The organism is Streptomyces yamdrokensis, from assembly GCF_053890455.1.
In genome coordinates this window covers 1333684-1352740 of sequence record NZ_CM132679.1, presented here as the reverse complement: position 1 = coordinate 1352740, position 19057 = coordinate 1333684, and the positions used below count along the sequence as shown (strand labels likewise).

General features: G+C 72.7%; 16 protein-coding genes. 13 read left to right on the top strand and 3 right to left on the bottom strand.

Annotated features, from left to right (window positions below; all coding sequences use genetic code 11):
- Window positions 1–72 precede the first annotated feature (72 nt).
- On the top strand, window positions 73–1518 hold the full coding sequence (argH, locus tag ACWZEH_RS05350) for an argininosuccinate lyase (RefSeq protein WP_456196070.1): 1446 nt from the start codon (window positions 73–75) through the stop codon (window positions 1516–1518).
- A gap of 292 nt (window positions 1519–1810) precedes the next feature.
- The gene (locus ACWZEH_RS05345) at window positions 1811–2782 is read left to right on the top strand and encodes an aldo/keto reductase (protein WP_456196068.1); all 972 of its coding nucleotides are present in this window, start codon (window positions 1811–1813) and stop codon (window positions 2780–2782) included.
- A 127-nt stretch (window positions 2783–2909) separates the two neighbouring features.
- Here the strand turns inward: ACWZEH_RS05345 and ACWZEH_RS05340 are convergent, their stop codons facing one another.
- The gene (locus ACWZEH_RS05340; RefSeq protein WP_456196066.1) at window positions 2910–3581 is read right to left on the bottom strand and encodes a lysophospholipid acyltransferase family protein; all 672 of its coding nucleotides are present in this window, start codon (window positions 3579–3581) and stop codon (window positions 2910–2912) included.
- A 503-nt stretch (window positions 3582–4084) separates the two neighbouring features.
- Here ACWZEH_RS05340 and ACWZEH_RS05335 point away from each other — a divergent pair.
- The 3 genes from ACWZEH_RS05335 to ACWZEH_RS05325 all read left to right on the top strand — a co-directional run bounded on the left by ACWZEH_RS05335 (window position 4085) and on the right by ACWZEH_RS05325 (window position 6443).
- Window positions 4085–5281, top strand: coding sequence for a glycerophosphodiester phosphodiesterase (locus ACWZEH_RS05335; RefSeq protein ID WP_456196064.1), 1197 nt, complete (start codon window positions 4085–4087; stop codon window positions 5279–5281).
- 112 nt (window positions 5282–5393) lie between these two features.
- Entirely contained in the window at window positions 5394–5888 is a 495-nt protein-coding gene (locus tag ACWZEH_RS05330) for a sigma-70 family RNA polymerase sigma factor (protein WP_456196062.1), read from the top strand.
- A 57-nt stretch (window positions 5889–5945) separates the two neighbouring features.
- A complete protein-coding gene (locus ACWZEH_RS05325) occupies window positions 5946–6443 on the top strand; it encodes a GNAT family N-acetyltransferase (protein ID WP_456199448.1) in 498 nt (165 codons plus the stop codon).
- Between the two features lie 51 nt (window positions 6444–6494).
- Here ACWZEH_RS05325 and ACWZEH_RS05320 read toward each other — a convergent pair whose 3' ends face one another.
- Both ACWZEH_RS05320 and ACWZEH_RS05315 read right to left on the bottom strand, forming a co-directional pair.
- Window positions 6495–6941 (bottom strand): hypothetical protein, encoded by a 447-nt coding sequence (locus tag ACWZEH_RS05320; protein ID WP_456196060.1) that lies wholly within the window; start codon window positions 6939–6941, stop codon window positions 6495–6497.
- A gap of 1 nt (window position 6942) precedes the next feature.
- Window positions 6943–7302, bottom strand: a complete 360-nt coding sequence (locus ACWZEH_RS05315; RefSeq protein WP_456196058.1) for a hypothetical protein — start codon at window positions 7300–7302, stop codon at window positions 6943–6945.
- Between the two features lie 148 nt (window positions 7303–7450).
- On the opposite strand from ACWZEH_RS05315, the gene ACWZEH_RS05310 reads away from it, so the two are divergent.
- The 8 genes from ACWZEH_RS05310 to cobA all read left to right on the top strand — a co-directional run bounded on the left by ACWZEH_RS05310 (window position 7451) and on the right by cobA (window position 18981).
- Window positions 7451–8101 (top strand): HAD family hydrolase, encoded by a 651-nt coding sequence (locus ACWZEH_RS05310; RefSeq protein ID WP_456196056.1) that lies wholly within the window; start codon window positions 7451–7453, stop codon window positions 8099–8101.
- Window positions 8102–8531: 430 nt separating this feature from the next.
- A complete protein-coding gene (locus tag ACWZEH_RS05305) occupies window positions 8532–9614 on the top strand; it encodes a methionine ABC transporter ATP-binding protein (RefSeq protein ID WP_456196054.1) in 1083 nt (360 codons plus the stop codon).
- Window positions 9611–10345, top strand: a complete 735-nt coding sequence (locus tag ACWZEH_RS05300) for a methionine ABC transporter permease (RefSeq protein ID WP_456196052.1) — start codon at window positions 9611–9613, stop codon at window positions 10343–10345. Before ACWZEH_RS05305 ends, ACWZEH_RS05300 begins: the two co-directional genes overlap by 4 nt.
- An 86-nt stretch (window positions 10346–10431) precedes the next feature.
- On the top strand, window positions 10432–11259 hold the full coding sequence (locus ACWZEH_RS05295) for a MetQ/NlpA family ABC transporter substrate-binding protein (protein ID WP_456196051.1): 828 nt from the start codon (window positions 10432–10434) through the stop codon (window positions 11257–11259).
- A gap of 184 nt (window positions 11260–11443) precedes the next feature.
- Complete coding sequence (locus ACWZEH_RS05290) at window positions 11444–12085, top strand: GNAT family N-acetyltransferase (RefSeq protein ID WP_456196049.1); 642 nt, start codon at window positions 11444–11446, stop codon at window positions 12083–12085.
- A 147-nt stretch (window positions 12086–12232) separates the two neighbouring features.
- Entirely contained in the window at window positions 12233–13441 is a 1209-nt protein-coding gene (gene cbiE / locus ACWZEH_RS05285) for a precorrin-6y C5,15-methyltransferase (decarboxylating) subunit CbiE (protein WP_456196047.1), read from the top strand.
- 381 nt (window positions 13442–13822) lie between these two features.
- Complete coding sequence (gene cobT, locus ACWZEH_RS05280; RefSeq protein ID WP_456196045.1) at window positions 13823–17533, top strand: nicotinate-nucleotide--dimethylbenzimidazole phosphoribosyltransferase; 3711 nt, start codon at window positions 13823–13825, stop codon at window positions 17531–17533.
- 182 nt (window positions 17534–17715) lie between these two features.
- Window positions 17716–18981 (top strand): uroporphyrinogen-III C-methyltransferase, encoded by a 1266-nt coding sequence (gene cobA, locus ACWZEH_RS05275; RefSeq protein ID WP_456196043.1) that lies wholly within the window; start codon window positions 17716–17718, stop codon window positions 18979–18981.
- The last annotated feature ends 76 nt before the right edge of the window (window positions 18982–19057 follow it).

Below are 19057 nucleotides of genomic sequence, written 5' to 3'. Positions count from 1 at the left end.
TGAGTGAGGAGGCGGTGGCACATCCACGATGTGGCCCATCCATGATCTGCCTGTCTTCGAGGAGCAACGCAAGTGAGCAGCAACAGCGGTGACGTACGGCTCTGGGGCGGCCGTTTCGCCGACGGTCCCGCCGAGGCCCTGGCCAAGCTGTCCGCGTCCGTCCACTTCGACTGGCGGCTCGCGCCCTACGACATCGCCGGTTCACGGGCGCACGCGCGCGTACTGCACGGGGCGGGCCTGCTCACCGAGGACGAGCTCACCCGCATGACCGAGGGCCTCGACCGGCTGGAGGCGGACGTCGCCGACGGCTCGTTCACCGGCACCATCGCCGACGAGGACGTGCACACGGCCCTGGAGCGCGGTCTGCTGGAGCGCCTCGGCCCCGACCTCGGCGGCAAACTGCGCGCCGGACGGTCGAGGAACGACCAGGTCGCCACCCTGTTCCGGATGTACCTGCGGGACCACGCCCGCACGCTCGGCGGGCTGATCGCCGAGCTCCAGGACGCCCTCGTCGGCCTCGCCGAGGCCCACCCGGACGTGGCCATGCCCGGCCGCACCCACCTCCAGCACGCCCAGCCGGTGCTCTTCGCCCACCACGTCCTCGCCCACGTCCAGGGTCTGTCCCGGGACGCCGAACGGCTGCGCCAGTGGGACGAGCGGACCGCGGTGTCGCCGTACGGCTCGGGCGCGCTGGCCGGCAGCAGCCTCGGGCTGGACCCCGAGGCGGTCGCCCGCGACCTCGGCTTCGAGCACGGCAGCGCGGCCAACTCCATCGACGGCACCGCATCCCGGGACTTCGCCGCCGAGTTCGCCTTCATCACCGCGATGATCGGCGTCAACCTCTCCCGGATCGCCGAGGAGGTCATCATCTGGAACACGAAGGAGTTCTCCTTCGTGACCCTGCACGACGCCTTCTCCACCGGCTCGTCGATCATGCCGCAGAAGAAGAACCCGGACATCGCGGAGCTGGCGCGCGGCAAGTCGGGCCGGCTGATCGGCAACCTGACCGGCCTGATGGCCACCCTCAAGGCCCTCCCGCTCGCGTACAACCGCGACCTCCAGGAGGACAAGGAGCCGGTCTTCGACTCCATCGACCAGCTGGAGATCCTGCTGCCGGCCTTCACCGGGATGATGGCCACCCTCACCGTGCACCGTGAACGCATGGAGGAGCTGGCCCCGGCGGGGTTCTCGCTGGCCACCGACATCGCCGAGTGGCTGGTCAGGCAGGGCGTGCCGTTCCGTGTCGCGCACGAGGTGGCCGGCGAGTGCGTCAAGGCCGCCGAGGCCGAGGGCAAGGAACTCGACGAGCTGACCGACGAGCAGTTCGTGAAGATCTCCGCCCACCTCACTCCCGAGGTGCGCACCGTCCTCAACGTCCCCGGCGCCCTGGCCTCCCGGGACGGCCGCGGCGGCACGGCACCGAGCGCGGTCGCCGCCCAGCTCGCCGAGGTGAAGGCCGACGTGGCCGCCCAGCACGCCTGGGCCCACGCCAGGAGCAAGCGGGACGCCGGGAAGTAGACCGGTCGCCGGGAGGCCGCCGGTCCGGTTCCGGAGGGGCATCGCGGGCCAGGGCCTGTCCGGCGGGTCGAACCGGAGAAGACCGGCAGTACCCGCCGAGCACGGTGCGCGGGATCCGGTGCGTACGGTCGCAAGGCGGAGGAGGGAGCCGGCGAGTGACGACGCCGCCGGGGGCGCCGCCTGCTCGAAGAGCTCGGGGAGGGCGTGCCGTCCCCCGCGTCTTCGGCATGATCCGCCGGACAGGCCCTAAGTTGGTCGGGCAGCCGCAAGGAGTCGATCGATCGGAGCCCCGATGCCCTTCGCCAAACTGGCTTCGGCCACCACCCCGACCTGCCACATCGGCCTGGGACTCGCCGCCGTCGGCCGGCCCGGCTACATCAACCTGGGCCGCGACGACGACCTCGGCGGCGATCGCAGCGTCGAGGCCCTGCGCACCCGCACCCACGACCTCCTCGACGCCGCCTACGCCCAGGGCGTCCGCTACTTCGACGCGGCCCGCTCGTACGGCAGGTCCGAGGAGTTCCTCGCGGACTGGCTGACGAAACGGCCCGACGCCGACGACGTCGTCATCGGCAGCAAATGGGGCTACACGTACACCGCGGACTGGTCCACCGACGCCGAGCACCACGAGATCAAGGAACACTCCCTCGCCGCCTACGAGCGGCAGCGCGCCGAGTCCGACGCGCTGCTCGGGGACCGGCTCGACCTCTACCAGATCCACTCGGTGACCCCGGACAGTCCCGCCCTCACCGACGAGGACCTCCACGTCCGGCTCGCCGAGGCGGCGGCCCAGGGCCTCACCGTCGGTTTCTCCACCAGCGGCCCGGCCCAGGCCGAGGCCATCCGCGCCGCGCTCGCCGTCACCGTCGACGGCGAACCCCTCTTCCGCACCGTCCAGTCGACCTACAACGCGCTCGAGACCTCCGCCGAGTCCGCGCTGGCCGAGGCCCATGACGCGGGGCTCACGGTGATCGTCAAGGAGGGCATGGCCAACGGGCGGCTGGCCGGGGCCCACGCTCCCGACGCGCTCGGGTCCGTCGCCGAGGAGACCGGCCTGGCATGCGATGCCGTCGCCCTCGCGCTCGTACTGCGTCGGCCCTGGGCGGGCGTGGTCCTCTCCGGCGCCGCCACCACCGCGCAGCTCGCCTCCAACCTGCACGCGGCGGTCGTCGACCTCGACGACGAGCAGCTCGCCCGCCTCGCCGCGCTGCCCGAGGACCCGCACGCGTACTGGGAGCGGCGCGGACGGCTGGCCTGGCACTGAGGAGTCCACCGCCCAGGTGTTCCTCCGATGACGGGCCGCGGCCGCAGCGGCCCGGTTCCCGCCGCGGTGCCGGGCGCCCGTGAGGTCCCGGTGCCCGTGCCCCGCGGAGGTTCCGGGGCGCCGGGCGTCAGGCCGCCTTCGCCTTGCTGGCGTACATGTCCACGTACTCCTGGCCGGACAGGCGCATGACCTCGGTCATCACCGAGTCGGTCACGGCCCGCAGGACGTAGCGGTCGCGGTCCATGCCCTCGTAGCGGGAGAACTCCATCGCCTCGCCGAAGCGGACCGTGACCCTGCCCGGCCGGGGCAGGCCCGCGCCGCCCGGCTGGAGCTTGTCGGTGCCGATCATGGCGAACGGAACGACGGGCGCGCCGGTCATCAGGGTGAGCCGCGCGATACCGGTGCGGCCCCGGTAGAGGCGGCCGTCGGGGGAGCGGGTGCCCTCCGGGTAGATGCCGAAGACCTTGCCCTCCTCCAGGACCTGACGACCGGTCATCAGCGCCGCGACCCCGCCCCGGCCGCCGTCGCGGTCGACCGGGATCATGCCGACGCCGGTGAAGAACCATGCCATCAGCCGGCCCTTGAGACCCTTGCCGGTGACGTACTCGTCCTTGCCGATGAAGAAGACCTGACGCCCGCAGACCAGCGGCAGGAACATCGAGTCGATGAAGGTGAGATGATTGCCCGCCAGGATCACCGGACCGTCACCCGGGATGTGCTCCAGGCCCTCCACCCGTGGGCGGAACATCAGGCGCATGACCGGGCCGAGCACTGCCTTGATGAGCGCGAAGCGGGACAACGGGTCCTCCGGTGTCGGGAATGCGGTATGAGTCTGTGCAGGTAAGGACATTACTCGCGGCGGAGGGGGTCCCGCACGCCGGGTTCACCTGGTATCGCACGATGTCCACGCATGTTCACCTGCGGTGACACGGTGTTGTGCGGCCGTAACACGCGCGCCGGGATGTGAGACATGTCGCGTCCGCGGAAGCCGGTGCCGCCGGTCCGGGGTGCGGACCGCCGTCGGCCGGGGTACGGGCACGGCCCGGATGGAACCACACGCGCCCCGCGGAGTGCGGGAGGCGCGCCGCCGCCCCTCCGGACCGGCCGGGCGCACCGGTGCGGCGCCCCCGATCCCGACGGGATGTCAGAGGTTCCGCCCCCTACGCCCGTTCGGGTCGCGGCCGGTCCGCGCGACATCCCGTACAGCCGTATCCCCCGTGTGTTCCGGCCGCGGTCTCCCGTTCGTCATGTACGCGCCCCTACGATCGCCCCGCACTGACGGTCAACGGCAGGAGGGTCCCCATGGGAACGCAGGAGTCGGGCGAGCGGGCGGAAACAACGGCGTCCGGCGGAACCGGACGGCGGGCGCTCCTCGGCGCGGCGGTGCTCGGCGCGGGCGGCACGGTCCTCGGGCTGAGCGGCACGGCGGGAGCCGCCGGGCACCGGCACGGCGAGTCCCGGCACGGCGGGCGAGGGCTGAAGGGCCTGCCCGTCCCGACGATCATCGGCCACCGGGGAGCCAGCGGTTACCGGCCCGAGCACACCTTCGGCGCCTACGACCTGGCCCTCGACCTGGGCGCCGACATCGTCGAGGCCGGTGACCTGGTGCCCACCAGGGACGGCCACCTCGTCTGCCGGCACGAACCGGAGATCGGCGGCACCACGGACGTCGCGGACCACCCCGAGTTCGCCGGCCGCAAGCGTACGAAGCTGCTCGACGGTGTCTCCGTCACCGGCTGGTTCACCGAGGACTTCACCCTCGCCGAACTGAAGCGGCTCCGCGCCGTCGAGCGCATTCCGGCCAACCGCCCGCACAACACCCTCTACGACGGCCGGTGGGAGATCCCCACCTTCGAAGAGGTGCTCCGCTGGCAGAACGAGCAGACCCGGGGGCGCGGCAAGCAGGTCTGGATCTACCCCGAGCTCAAGCACCCCACCTACTTCCGCAAGCTGGGCCTGGGTACCGAGGAACTCCTCGCCCGGCTGCTGCGCAGGCACGGCAAGGACAAGAGGAACTCGCCCGTCGTCATCCAGTCCTTCGAGCCCACCAGCATCCAGCGGATGAGCCGGCTCGTCGGCAACCCGCTCGCCGTGCTGCTCTCCGGTGCGGACAGCCGCCCCTGGGACTTCGTCGAGAACGGCGACCCGCGCACGGTGGCCGACCTCGTCACGCCGAGGGGCCTCAAGGAGATCGCCTCCTACGCGCAGGGCATCGGCCCGACCCTGGACCTGATCATCCCCAAGGACGCCGCAGGAAACCTCACCGGGCCCACGACCCTGGTCCGCGACGCGCACCGGGCCGGCCTGATCCTGCACCCCTACACGATGCGCAACGAGAACCCCTTCCTGCCCGCGGACTTCCGCAAGGGCAGCGACCCCGACGCCTACGGTGACGTCTTCGGCGCCTTCCGGGCCTACTTCGCCACCGGCATCGACGGCGTCTTCACCGACCACCCGGACACCGGTCTGCTGGCCCGCGAGGACTTCCGCACCGGCTGAGTCCGAACAGCGCCAGGTCCCGGCGTCAACCGCCGGGCCGTTCCGCCCCGGTTGGGGTGAGTTCCGGCCGCCCCGGGCAACCCGGCCGGGGGCGGCCGGCGTCGTTGCGCGTATGACGCACGACCTGGTCACCGCCCTTGGCCCGCTGCTCGCCGCGGAGGCCTCCGCCGAGGCATGCGCGTCCGGCGCCGAACCCGCCGACCTGGAACAGACGGTCTGGCTGCGCCTGCTGGAACGTCTCGACGCGCACGACCCGCCGCACGACCTCCCGGGCTGGCTCCGCCGGACCGTCCGCACCGAGGCCCGCCGCACCCGCCGCGCCACCCGGCACGAGACGCCGTGGGCCGGCGAGCCCGCCGACACCGGCGAGGAAGACCCCGAACTCCTGGCCCTCGCCGCCGCCCGACGCCGCGCCCTGAGGGACGCGGTGCGCCGGCTGCCCGGCCGCTGTCCCGGGCTGCTGGAGGCGCTGCTGTCCCCGCACGACCCGACATACCGGGAAATCGCAGGGGAGTTGGGTATCTCACAAGGCAGCCTGGGGCCGGAACGCTCCAGATGTCTGGGATGTCTGCGTCGTTTGCTCGCGCCGGAGGTTGCGTCGGGGTGAGGACGGGGATAGGAGTGAGGGACCACAGGTGATCAGGTGAGCGGGAGGCGTGCGCACATGGGCATGAGCGTGACCATCTCTGCGGCGACGGAGCAGGACGCCGAGCAGATCTTCAGGTTGCAGTACCTGTGCTTCCAGAGCGAGGCGGCGCTGTACGGAAACTACCGCATCGCGCCGCTCGTCCAGAGTCTGGACTCGGTCCGCGAGGAGGTCACCACCGACCTGGTCTTCGTCGCCCGGCTCGGCGACGAGATCGTCGGCTCGGTGCACGGCAGGAGCACCGAGGACGCCGCCGCGGCCATCGGCAAGCTCTGCGTCCACCCCCGCCTCCAGGGCCACGGCATCGGTGCCCGGCTCCTGCGCGCCGCCGAGTCCGCCCTCGCCGGCGAGCGGGGCGCCAGGATGTTCCGCCTCCAGGCCGGCCACCGCAGCGAGAGCAACCTCCAGCTGTACAGCAAGGTCGGCTACCAGCGGGTCGGGACCTCCCGGGGCACGGACGGCGTACCGATGATCGTCCTGGAGAAGACGGCGGACTCGTACGCGGCCACCGCCTGACCGGGAAGCGACCTGGCGTGTGACGGCCGCCGCCCGATCGGGCGGCGGCCGTCACACCGTGCGGGTGCGGGCCTTGCGCAGCCAGTACAGGGCGGTGAGGGGCAGCAGGACCGGGATGAACAGGTAGCCCATCCCGTAGTCCGACCACACGGTCGCGTCGGGGAAGGCGGACGGATCCGCCAGGGTCCAGGTGCCGACCGTCAGGACGCCCACCAGCTCGGCCGCGCAGCACACCAGCGCCGCCCGGCGGGCCGTCTCCCCGCCGCGGACCAGGGTGTACGTGATGAATCCGTAGACCACTCCCGCGATCGCCGAGAGCGAGTACGCGAGCGGTGCCCGGTCGAACTCGGTGGCGATCTGGTACGCCGAACGCGACACGGCGCCGACGACCATCACGCCGTACAGCCACACCAGCAGCAGTCCGGGCCCGCCGATCAACCGGGTGCCGGCCGGTTTCCGCTCCGGCCCCTGCTCCGGTCCGTGTTCCGTCGCGGTCATCTCAGCCCTTCCAGATGTCATAGAGCCGCACCTCGAGCACGGCCAGCACGACACCGCTCGCGGCCACCGTGACCGAGCCCCACCGGGTGCGCTCGGCCAGTGACATGAAGCCCGCCGCCGGGACGCACGCGAACGAGCCCAGCAGATACGCCACGAAGATGACCGTCCCCTGCTCCGGCTCCTCGCCCCGGGCCAGCAGCACGACCCCGACCACCAGCTGAACCAGCGTCAGCAGGGTGACCACGGCCATACCGATGAAGTGCCAGTCCTTCGTCGGCTGGTCGCGGTAGGCGGCCCAGCCGCACCACGCGGCGAGCAGCAGCGCGGCGAGACCGGTCGCCGACGTCAGGGCATCAAGCATGGCAGCGACCCTATTACGCCGTAATGACCCCGCCGTGCCCGGCCCCGCCCACCCGTGCCCGGGTGCGCGCCCGTGCGCGGTGGGGCCGTGCGCGGTGGGGCCGGGCGCGGGCACCGTGGTGGGGCCGGGGCACCGTAGGGTCGATGGCATGACCATCCATGCCCAGGCCCTCCTGTTCGACAACGACGGCACCCTCGTCTCCTCCCTCGAATCCGTGCAGCGCTGCTGGACCCGGTGGGCCGTCGAGTACGGGATCACGGCCGAGGAGTTCGGGCGGATCGAGCTGCACGGCCGCCCGGCCGCCGAGATAGCCGCCGATCTGCTGCCCGCCCATGTCGTGCCCGAGGCCGTCGCACGGATCGAGGACCTGGAGGTGGAGGACGTGCCGAACGGCGGGGCGATCCTGCTGCCGGGCACCCGGAACCTCCTCGACGTGCTGCCGGCCGAACGCTGGGCCGTCGTCACCTCCGCGACCCGACGGCTGGCCGAGGCCCGCCTCGCCGCCGCCGGCATCCGGCCCAAGACCCTCGTCGCCGCCGACGACATCACCCGGGGCAAGCCCGACCCCGAGCCCTACCTGCTGGCCGCCCGCACCCTCGGCGTGGACCCCGCCCACTGCGTCGTCCTCGAGGACGCCCCCGCCGGACTCCAGGCCGGCCGGGCGGCCGGGATGACGACCGTGGCCTTGACCACAACCCACCAGGCCCACGAACTGACCGCCGATCTCGTGGTCGGGGACCTGTCGGCCCTGTCCGTACTGGTCACGGACACCGGGGTGGAGATCGTCGCACGTCCCTGACGTGCGATCGCGGGCGTCCATGGCTGTCCGGAATGTGGACAGCCGTGTCCGGTCAGGACCGAACATCTGGTTTACTGCTCGCATGACCACGACGAGCGACCGCATCCCTGCAACCGAGGCGCGTATGCCGCTCGGTGCCGGATGTATGTGTCCGCTCCGAATGCGCGTCCTCTAGAGGGCCCCCGCAGCATCTGAGCCTCGCGCCCCGAAGCGAGAGCCGGTCCGTCCCGCACGCGAGTCCCCCGCGTCCCGCATGCGCGACCGGACCCCGCCCCGCGCACACCTCTCCGCCGCTCCCTTCGCGGCGCCCGCGAGAGACCGTGTCGCGTCCGGGCCGTCCCAGGCCGCCCCCTCCCGCACGCTTCACCCCTGAATGCCTCGTGCCCGGCACCCACGACGTGCCGCGTACTCGACAGTGACGGATACCCACGTGATCACCACCTCGGGCCTCACCAAGGTCTACCGCTCACGCGGACGCGAGGTCACCGCCCTGGACGGCGTCGACCTGCACGTCCGCGAAGGAGAGGTCTACGGCGTCATCGGTCAGTCCGGCGCCGGAAAGTCCTCGCTCATCCGCTGCGTCAACCTGCTGGAGCGCCCCACCTCGGGCACCGTGACCGTCGCCGGACAGGACCTCACCGCCCTGGCCGGACGCGGGCCGCGAGCCGGCCGGGAACTGCGGCAGGCGCGCAGCCGTATCGGCATGGTCTTCCAGCACTTCAACCTGCTCTCCTCGCGCACCGTGCAGGACAACGTCGAACTGCCGCTGGAGATCCTCGGCCGTTCGGGCAGGGAGCGTTCCCGCAAGGCGCTGGAACTGCTCGACCTGGTCGGTCTCGCCGACAAGGCCAAGGCCTACCCCGCCCAGCTCTCCGGGGGCCAGAAGCAGCGCGTCGGCATCGCCCGCGCCCTGGCCGGCGACCCCAAGGTGCTCCTGTCCGACGAGGCCACCAGCGCCCTCGACCCGGAGACCACCCGCTCCGTCCTGGCCCTGCTGCGCGACCTCAACCGCCATCTCGGCCTGACCGTCCTGCTCATCACGCACGAGATGGACGTCGTCAAGTCGATCTGCGACTCCGCCGCGCTGATGGAACACGGCCGCGTCGTCGAGTCCGGCACCGTCACCGACCTCCTGGCGACCCCCGGCTCCGAACTGGCCTCCGCGCTGTTCCCGGTCGCCGGCGAGGCCTCGGGCGACCACCGCACCGTCCTGGACATCACCTTCCAGGGCGAGAGCGCCACCCAACCGGTCATCTCCCAGCTGTCCCGCACCTACAACATCGACATCTCCATCCTCGGCGCCGCCATCGACACCGTCGGCGGCCTCCAGGTGGGCAGGATGCGCATCGAACTCCCGGGCCGCTACGAGGACAACGTCGTACCGGTCGGCTTCCTGCGCGGACAGGGGCTGCACGTCGAGATCGCGGGCCGGTCGCGGAAGGCCCCACCGGAACCGCGGGTGGCCGGGGCGGCACGGGTTTCGTCGGCGCTCGTGAAGGAGGAGGCCAAGTGACCTGGTCCCAGATGCAGCCACTGCTGGTGCAGGCGTGTCAGGAAACGTTGGTCATGGTGGGCTGCTCCACCCTGATCGCGGTACTCGTCGGCCTGCCGATCGGTATCCTGCTCGTCCTGACCGACCAGGGCGGACTGCTGCAGAACGCACCCGTGAGCAAGGTCATCGGGCAGGTCGTGAACGTCGGCCGATCGATGCCGTTCATCATCCTCATGGTCGCCCTGACGAGCTTCACACGCTGGATCACCGGGACGTCCATCGGCAGCGAGGCCGCGATCGTGCCGCTCGCCATCAGCGGCATCCCCTTCTTCGCCCGCCTCGTCGAGACGGCCGTACGCGAAGTGGACCACGGGCTCGTCGAGGCAGTGCAGGCCATGGGCGGCAACACCTGGACGATCGTCCGCAAGGTCCTCGTCCCCGAGTCGCTGCCCTCGCTGATCGCCGCCACCACCACCACGATCATCGCCCTCATCGGCTACTCGGCCATGGCAGGCGCCGTGGGCGGCGGCGGTCTCGGCGACTTCGCCGTCCGCTACGGCTACCAGCGCTTCGACAGCGAGCTGATGTGGATCACCGTCGCGATCCTCGCCGTGGTCATCTCGGTCATCCAGTTCGCCGGCGACCTCGCGGCCCGCTCCCTGCACCGCCGCGGCCGCTCGGGTGCCGCGCCCAGGCTGTGGCTGCTCAGGGCCAAGGAGCCCGTGCCGGCCGACGCCGGCAGGAGCGCATGACCCCTCCGGCCCCCGCACCCCACTCCCCGCCAGATCCCCGCACCACAGAGGCGGGGCAGCACCACCCACCAGGAAAGGCACTTTTCGTGCGTAACACCACCAAGACCGTCACCGCCGTTCTCGCCGCCGGGGCCCTGACCCTCGGTCTCTCCGCCTGCGGCTCGGACAGCGAATCCGGCTCCGACGCCTCCGGCCCGCTGATCGTCGCGGCGAGCCCCGTGCCGCACGCCGAGATCCTCACCTTCGTCAAGGACAACCTGGCCGAGGAGGCCGGCCTCGACCTCGAGGTCAAGGAGTTCACCGACTACGTCACGCCGAACACGGCGACGGAGGACGGCTCGGTCGGTGCGAACTTCTTCCAGACCCAGCCGTACCTCGACGACTTCAACAAGAAGAACGGCACGCACATCGTGTCCCTCGTCGACGTGCACCTGGAGCCGCTCGGCCTGTACTCGAACAAGGTCGAGAAGGCCGACGAGCTGAAGAACGGCGCGACCGTCGCCGTCCCGAACGACACCGTCAACGAGGGCCGCGCGCTGCAGTTGCTCGCCGCCAACGGCCTGATCACCCTCAAGGAGGGCGTCGGCACGGCGGCGACCCCCGCCGACGTCACCAAGAACCCGAAGAACCTCGAGTTCAAGGAGCTGGAGGCGGCCCAGACGCCGCGCTCCCTCGAGGACGTCGACGCTGCGGTGGTCAACGGAAACTACGCCATCGAGGCCGACCTCAAGCCGTCCGAGGACGCCCTCGTCCTGGAGTCCGCGAAGGGCAACCCGAACATCAACCTCCTCGCCGTCAAGGAGGGCAACGAGGACGACCCGCGCGTGAAGCAGCTCGCCGAGCTCCTCACCTCCGACGAGGTCAAGAAGTTCATCGAGGACACGTACGCGGGCTCCGTCGTCCCCTCCTTCTGATCCTTTTGAACCCGTTCCCCCGACCACCCGCACGGCGCTCCGCGCCGCGCCCGGCACCCGTTCGGCACTCTCGGGGTCCACTCCGGTACACGGAGTGGACCCCGAGAGTGCGGCCCGGTGCTTTCATGCTGCATGCTGGGCAGTTCAGCGGTATCTGACGGTCACGAAGGTTATGGAGCGGCGCATGACGAGCAGCACCTTCCCCAACATCTCCATCAGCACGGAGCGGTTGGTGCTGCGTCCCCTCGACGCGGACGACGTGCCCACCCTGACCGAGATGATGAACGACGAGCAGATCGCCGCCTGGACCGACGCCCCCCAGCCCTTCACCGAGCAGGCGGCCCGTACCTGGATCACCGAGTACGCCCCCGCCGAACGCGCGGCCGGACGGGGACTGGACCTCGCCGTCACGGAGTTCCTCACCCAGCGTCTGGTGGGCATCATCCAGCTCACCAAGACCAACTGGCACGTCCGCTCCACCGAACTCTCGTACATCGTCGCCCCCTGGGCACGCGGCGAGGGCTACGCCTCCGAGGCCGCCATGGCCACCGCCCAGTGGCTCTTCGGCGACCAGAAGCTGGAACGCGTCGAGCTGCGCACCGCCGCCGACAACACCGCCTCGCAGCAGGTCGCCCAGAAGATCGGCTGCATCAGCGAGGGCGTCCTGCGCAACGCCTGTATAGCCCACGTCCGCGGTGACGACGGCGTCTGGACGGACGTACGCACCGACTTCATCGTGTGGAGCCTGCTGCCGGAGGACCTCGAGGGCTCGGCCGAGCACCTGGCCGACACCGGAGAGTTCACCGCCTTCACCGACTGGAACTGAATCCCTCCCGGGGGACGGCCGGCGGCAGGTCGCCCCGGTCGACGGCAGTACCGGGTACTCTCACCAAGCCCGCCCGCCCGCGGGCGAAGCGGCCGACCGCGCCCCGCACACCCAAGACGCCCCGCGCACACCAGGAGACTGACAACGATGGCCGACCGGGTCACGGTGATCGGCTGGGACGGTTCGCCGCTGACCGCAGCGGCCCGCGCCGCACTGGGCGCCGCCACTCTGGTGGCAGGCGCCGCGCACCACCTGGAACTCCCCGAGGTACCCGCCGGCGCCGAACGCATCCGGCTCGGCAGCGCCGCCCTGGCCGCCCGCCGGGTGGCCGGCCACCGTGGCACGGCGGTGGTCCTCGCCGACGGCGACCCCGGCTTCTTCGGTGTCGTGCGGACCCTGCGCGCACCCGAGTTCGGCCTGGAGGTCGAGGTCGTCCCCGCGGTCTCCTCCGTCGCCGCCGCCTTCGCCCGAGCCGGGATGCCCTGGGACGACGCACACGTGGTCGTCGCGCATCCCCGAACCCTGCGACGCGCGGTGAACGTGTGCCGGGCCCACACCAAGGTGGCGGTCCTCACCTCACCCGGCGCCGGCCCCGCCGAACTGGGCCTGCTCCTGGAGGGGGTCCACCGCACCTTCGTGATCTGCGAGGAACTCGGCACCACGCGCGAGCAGGTCAGTGTCGTCACCTCCGACAGGGCCGCCGACCACACCTGGCGGGACCCGAACGTCGTCATCGTCATCGGCGGCCAGGCCGCCACCGCGTCCGGGGGCTGGATCGCAGGCCGCGACCCCGCCGCCGGCCCGCGCGGCTGGACGCTGCCGGCCGACGCCTACGGCGGCGACCTCGGCGAGGGCGAACGGGAGCCGCTGCGCGTCTCCCAGCTCGCCAGGCTCGGACCGGGGACCGGTGACCTCGTATGGGACATCGGCTGCGGAAACGGAGCCTTCGCCACCGAGGCGGCGCGGGCCGGTGCCGCGGTCATCGCCGTCGACAGCGACCCGCGGGCCTGCGCGCGCACCGACGCCACCGCCCGTCGGCACGGGGTCCAGCTCCAGATCGTGCACGGCACCGCCCCGCAGGCGCTGGAAGACCTCCCCGAACCGGACGTCGTCCGGGTCGGCGGCGGGGGAGCGGCCGTGGTCCTGGCGGTCGCCGACCGCCGCCCGCAGCGCATCGTCACGCACGCCGCCACCCGCGACGCCGCCGAACGGATCGGCCGGGAACTGTCCGAGCACGGCTACCGGGTCGAGTGCGCCCTTCTGCAGTCCGTCGAACTCGACACCAAGGCCTGGACGGAGACCGAACGGAGCGTCGCGTTCCTGCTCAGCGGTGTGCTGCCGGCGCGTACTCCCTGATCGCGCGGCCCTGTCCCGATGCCGTCCCCGCGATCGGATTGTCATACCGCTCGCGGTAGGCTGGCCGATCGTTGTACCGCAACTCGGACGCCCGCCGACTCGTCGGCCGATGTCCTGAAAACACGCCCGTTCCGAGGCGTGTGTGGTACGGCACAACCCAAGGACGCGCAACGTGGCGCAGTCCACAGCGGAACCGTCGCGGATCAAGCTGACGCGGCGGTCGTACGGCAGCGACAATGCCTGTGAATGGCTTTGTCGCCATTTTGGGCAGGCTGTTCGTGCCGCTGGGGACGCACGCTCGTTCTTCAGTGTGGGGCGGTCGGGTGCGCCGTTCCGGGTGAGCTGGTCGTAGGAGCACTAACCGATGGGCGAGGGGTACGCATGACCGACACCGGCCAGGTCCCGGGCGAGGGACAGCCGGAGAACGCAGGCATGGTGGAGCAGCCGGGCGTCCTCGCGCCCGACTCGTACACCTACCTCTCCGAGAGTTCCGCCGAGGACGAAGACCTGCTGCTCCCGGGTGCCCAGGGTGCCTGGGGCAACGAGGTCGCACCACCCGCGCCGGAGCCGGTCGTCGAGACCGTGCACGAGCCGGGGCCGCACGAGACGGGCGGCCGGGACACCGGTTCGGTCGACCTCGGGGGTGTCCGGCTGCCCGAACCCGGGCAGCCGCAGGCGCCCGGTCCCGCGGTCACGCACGAGTCGCAGACACCGGCCGCACCGCGCCGTCCACTGCACCTCGGCCCGCCCATCCCCAGCACCACCGCCGGCCCGGTCCGCTCCCTCGCAGACCGCGGCCCGGCCGACGTGCCGGTGCGTCAGGTCGGCCCACCGACCGTCGGCCCCGAGTACCTCGACGTGCCGCGCACCCGGGAGACGGCCCCGCAGGCGGCACAGCCCTGGGGCGCCCGGACCGCGGTGGGCGCGACCGCCCAAGCGGAAACGGTTGCTCCGCCTCAGCGGTCCCTGGGCGCCGCCCAGGCGCTGGTCGCGCGCGTCGCGACGGAGGCGGGAGCCGGTCAGCCGCAGAACGCGCCGCGGTCCGCCGTGGCCGCGGCGGACCGGCAGGACGCCCCGGGGGATCCCGAGGGCTTCCCCGTACCGACGGCCGATGCGACCGGGTCCGATCCGGGTCCGGGTACAGGCCCGCATCCGGGTCCGGATGCGGGTGCGGCGGCCGATGGGACCGCCGGGCTGCCCGAGGACCCCGGACACGAAGCCGGGCCCGCCGCGGACGCCGCACCGTCCCTCGTCCCGGACGCGGGTCAGGGGGCCGGGTCCGTTCCCGAGCCGGCTGCCGAGGCGCAGGTGCCCGACGGGGCACAGGCTCCCGAAGCGGACGCCGGCCCCGTCGTCGCCATGGCGCCGGAGGCCCCGGTACCGGAGGCCGTGGCCGTGGCCGTCCAGGAGCCGGAGGGCGTCACCGCCACCGACGGACCCGACGCCACATCCGTCGCGGCCCACGAACCCCAGGGCCCGTCCACCGGTCCGGCAGATCCGCAGGCAGCCGTCGCTGTCGCCCGGAGCGACGGCGGCACCGAGGCCTGCGCCCCCGCCGAACCGGACGCACCCGCCGAGGAGGCACAGGCTCCCGAAGCCGCGGTCCTTCGGACGCCCGAGCACGCCGAGGCGCCGGAGCCCGTCGTCCCAGCTCCGGAAGCAGCGCCGGCTCCCGTCGCGGAGCCCGCCCCCGTCGCGGCAGCCGAGCCCGTGGCCGAGGAAGCGAGCGGTCAGTACGTCCCGGCCGCGCACCCGGTCCAGGGGCTCCGGCAGACCTCGGCCACCCCCTCCGCCCCGCCCGCCCAGGAGGCGTGGACGCCGCTTCCCGTGCCGCCCGCCCCGCCGGGTCCCGAGGCCCCCGCCACCGACCCGGCCGCCCCTGCCGTGCCCGCTCCCGACGGCACCGCCACGCCGCTTCCCGGCAGCGTCCCCCTGGCGGCGGTGCCGGACCAGACGCTGGGGGAGTTCGTCCCCGTCGAGGGAGCCGTGCCGACCACCCCGCATCTCGTGCCGACCCCGCCGCAGCCCCTGAACCCCACCACCGAGGAACAGCCGGAACAGTCCGGGCCGGAGGCCGTCGCCCCGGTTCCCGCGCCGCGCCAGGCCGACACCGGCGCCGTTCCCGTGGCTCCCGCCCCGGAACCGGCCGCCGAACCGCCGGCCCAGCAGGGGCCCGCCGAGAGCGCGCCGGCCGGACACCCGCCCACGGAGCCCGAACCGGTCCAGGCCGAACCGGTCCAGGCCGAACCGGTCCAGGCCGAACCGGTCCAGGCCGAACCGGCCCCGGCCGAACCCGCCCAGGAACCCGACGACCTCGACACCCAAGGCGCCGGAGTGGCGGACGCCGCGCCGCCCGCCGGCCCCGCCGCCCCCGGCTACGACGACGCCGAGCGCGCGGCCGTGCAGAAGGTCATGCGGGAGCGCCGGGACATCCGTAACGGCTTCCGTGACGACCCCATCCCGCACGAGGTCCTGCTCCGCGTCCTGGAGGCCGCCCACACCGCGCCCTCCGTGGGCCACTCGCAGCCCTGGGACTTCGTCGTCATCCGCTCCGCCGAGACCCGGCGCAGCATGCACGAACTGGCCGAGCGCCAGCGCGACGCCTACGCGCAGTCACTGCCCAAGGGCCGGGCGAAGCAGTTCAAGGAACTGAAGATCGAGGCCATCCTCGACACCCCGGTGAACATCGTCGTCACCGCCGACCCGACCCGCGGCGGCCGGCACACCCTGGGCCGGCACACCCAGCCGCAGATGGCGCCGTACTCCTCCGCCCTGGCGGTCCAGAACCTGTGGCTCGCCGCGCGTGCCGAGGGCCTCGGGGTCGGCTGGGTCAGCTTCTTCGACGAACGCGAAATGGTCCGCTCGCTGGGCCTGCCCGAGCACCTCGAAGTGGTCGCCTACCTGTGCGTGGGCTACGTCGACGAGTTCCCGGCCGAGCCCGAGCTGATGCAGGCCGGCTGGTCCAAGCGCCGCCCGCTGTCGTGGGTCGTGCACGAGGAGACGTACGGCAGGCGCGTGCTGCCCGGCGAGGAGCCGCACGACCTGCTCGCCGAGACCGTCGCGCAGATCCGCCCGCTGGACGCCAAGGCGCTCGGCGAGGCCTGGGAGCGGCAGAAGCGGATGACCAAGCCGGCCGGCGCGCTCGGCATGCTGGAGATCATCTCCGCGCAGCTGTCCGGACTGTCCCGCCAGTGCCCGCCGCCCATCCCGGAGCCCGCGGCCGTCGCGGTCTTCGCGGGCGACCACGGTGTCCACGCCCAGGGCGTCACCCCGTGGCCGCAGGAGGTCACCGCCCAGATGGTGGCCAACTTCCTCGGCGGCGGAGCGGTCTGCAACGCCTTCGCCACCCAGGTGGGCGCCGAGGTCTGCGTGGTCGACGTCGGCGTGGCCTCCGACCTTCCGGCCACCCCGGGACTGCTGCCGCGCAAGGTCCGCGCCGGCACCTCCGACATGACCGCCGGCCCCGCGATGACCCGCGAGGAGGCCAAGCAGGCCATCGAGGTGGGCATCGAGACCGCACGCGACCTGGTCGCCGCCGGCAACAAGGCACTGCTCACCGGTGAGATGGGCATCGCGAACACCACCGCGTCCGCCGCCCTGATCTCCGTCTTCACCGGCGTGGACCCGGGCGAGGTCACCGGACGGGGCACCGGCATCAACGACGAGACCCTGGCCCGCAAGACCGACGTCGTGCGCCGCGCCCTCGAACTGCACCGGCCGGACCCGGCCGACCCCATCGGCGTCCTCGCCGCCGTCGGAGGGTTCGAGCACGCGGCCATGGTGGGCCTGCTCCTCGGCGGTGCGTCCCTGCGTACGCCGGTGATCCTGGACGGTGTCAGCGCCGGGGCCGCGGCCCTGGTGGCCCGTGCCGTCGCCCCCGAGGTGCTGGCCGCCTGCATCGCGGGACACCGCAGCGCCGAGCCCGGCCATGTGGCGGCCCTCAACAAGCTGGGCCTGCGCCCGCTGGTCGACCTCGACCTGCGCCTCGGCGAGGGTACGGGCGCGCTGCTCGCCCTGCCGATGGTGCAGAGCACCGCGCGCGCCATGCACGAGGTGGCGACGTTCGACTCGGCCGGCGTCACCGAGAAGTAGAAGCAGGAGGAGCAGGCACCCCGAAGTGGGGTGGGGCACGGCGGCAGCTGTTCCGTCGCCGTCGTCCCACCCTCCGCCGTACGCTGATCCCGCAACCACACACACCCGCACACCGCACGTCAGGGCCGCTCCAGTGCCGTAGCGCCCCTCGCACGCCCGCCTGTACGAGGAGCCGCAGCCTCATGGCCGAACACCCCGCCTACCCCGTGGGCCTCCGCCTCACCGGCCGTCGAGTCGTGGTGCTCGGCGGCGGCCAGGTCGCCCAGCGCCGGCTGCCCGCCCTGATCGCAGCCGGCGGGGGCATCGTCCTGATCTCACCCGAGGCGACGCCTTCCGTGGAGGCGATGGCGGAAGCCGGCGAGATCACCTGGGAGCGGCGCCGCTACACCGAGGGCGACCTCGCGGACGCCTGGTACGCGCTGATCGCCACCAGCGACGGCGAGGCCAACGCCCTCGCCTCCGCCGAGGCCGAACGCCATCGCGTCTGGTGCGTCCGATCCGACGACGCGGACCGGGCCACGGCCTGGACCCCGGCCACCGGGCACAGCGAGGGCGTCACGGTCGCCGTCCTCACCACGGACGCCAAGGGCCGCGATCCCCGCCACACCGCCGCGATCCGCGACGCCGTGGTCGAGGGCCTGCGCGACGGCACACTCGTCGCCCCGCACCACCGCACCCGCACCCCGGGCGTCGCCCTCGTCGGCGGCGGCCCCGGCGACCCGGACCTGATCACCGTGCGCGGACGCCGGCTGCTCGCCGAGGCGGACGTCGTCATCGCCGACCGGCTCGGCCCGCGCGACCTGCTGGCCGAACTCCCGCCGCACGTCGAGGTGATCGACGCGGCGAAGATCCCGTACGGCCGGTTCATGGCGCAGGAGGCCATCAACAACGCGCTGATCGAGCACGCCCGACAGGGCAAGTCGGTCGTCCGGCTCAAGGGCGGCGACCCGTATGTCTTCGGCCGCGGCATGGAGGAGCTCCAGGCGCTCGCCGAGGCGGGCATCCCGTGCACCGTGGTCCCCGGTATCTCCAGCTCCGTCTCGGTCCCGGGCGCCGCCGGGATTCCGGTCACCCACCGCGGCGTGGCCCACGAGTTCACCGTGGTCAGCGGCCATGTCGCGCCCGACGACGAGCGTTCCCTGGTCGACTGGCCGTCCCTGGCGAAGCTGACCGGCACCCTGGTGGTGCTCATGGGCGTCGACAAGATCGGCCGGATCGCCGAGACCCTCGTGGCGCACGGCAGGTCGCCGGACACCCCGGTCGCCCTCGTCCAGGAGGGCACCACGGCGGCCCAGCGCCGCGTCGACGCCACCCTCGCCACGGTCGCCGAGACCGTCCGCGCCGAGGAGGTCAGGCCGCCGGCGGTCATCGTCATCGGCGAGGTCGTGCGCGTCGGCCCCCCGGCCGCGCAGGCTGCGAAACCCTCACAGTCCGCGCAGCCCTCGTAAGCCTGCGCAGTCCTCGCGGACCCCGGGCGGCGTACCCGAAAGCACCCCCCCGGTAAGGCGGCCGGACCCGGCCGTC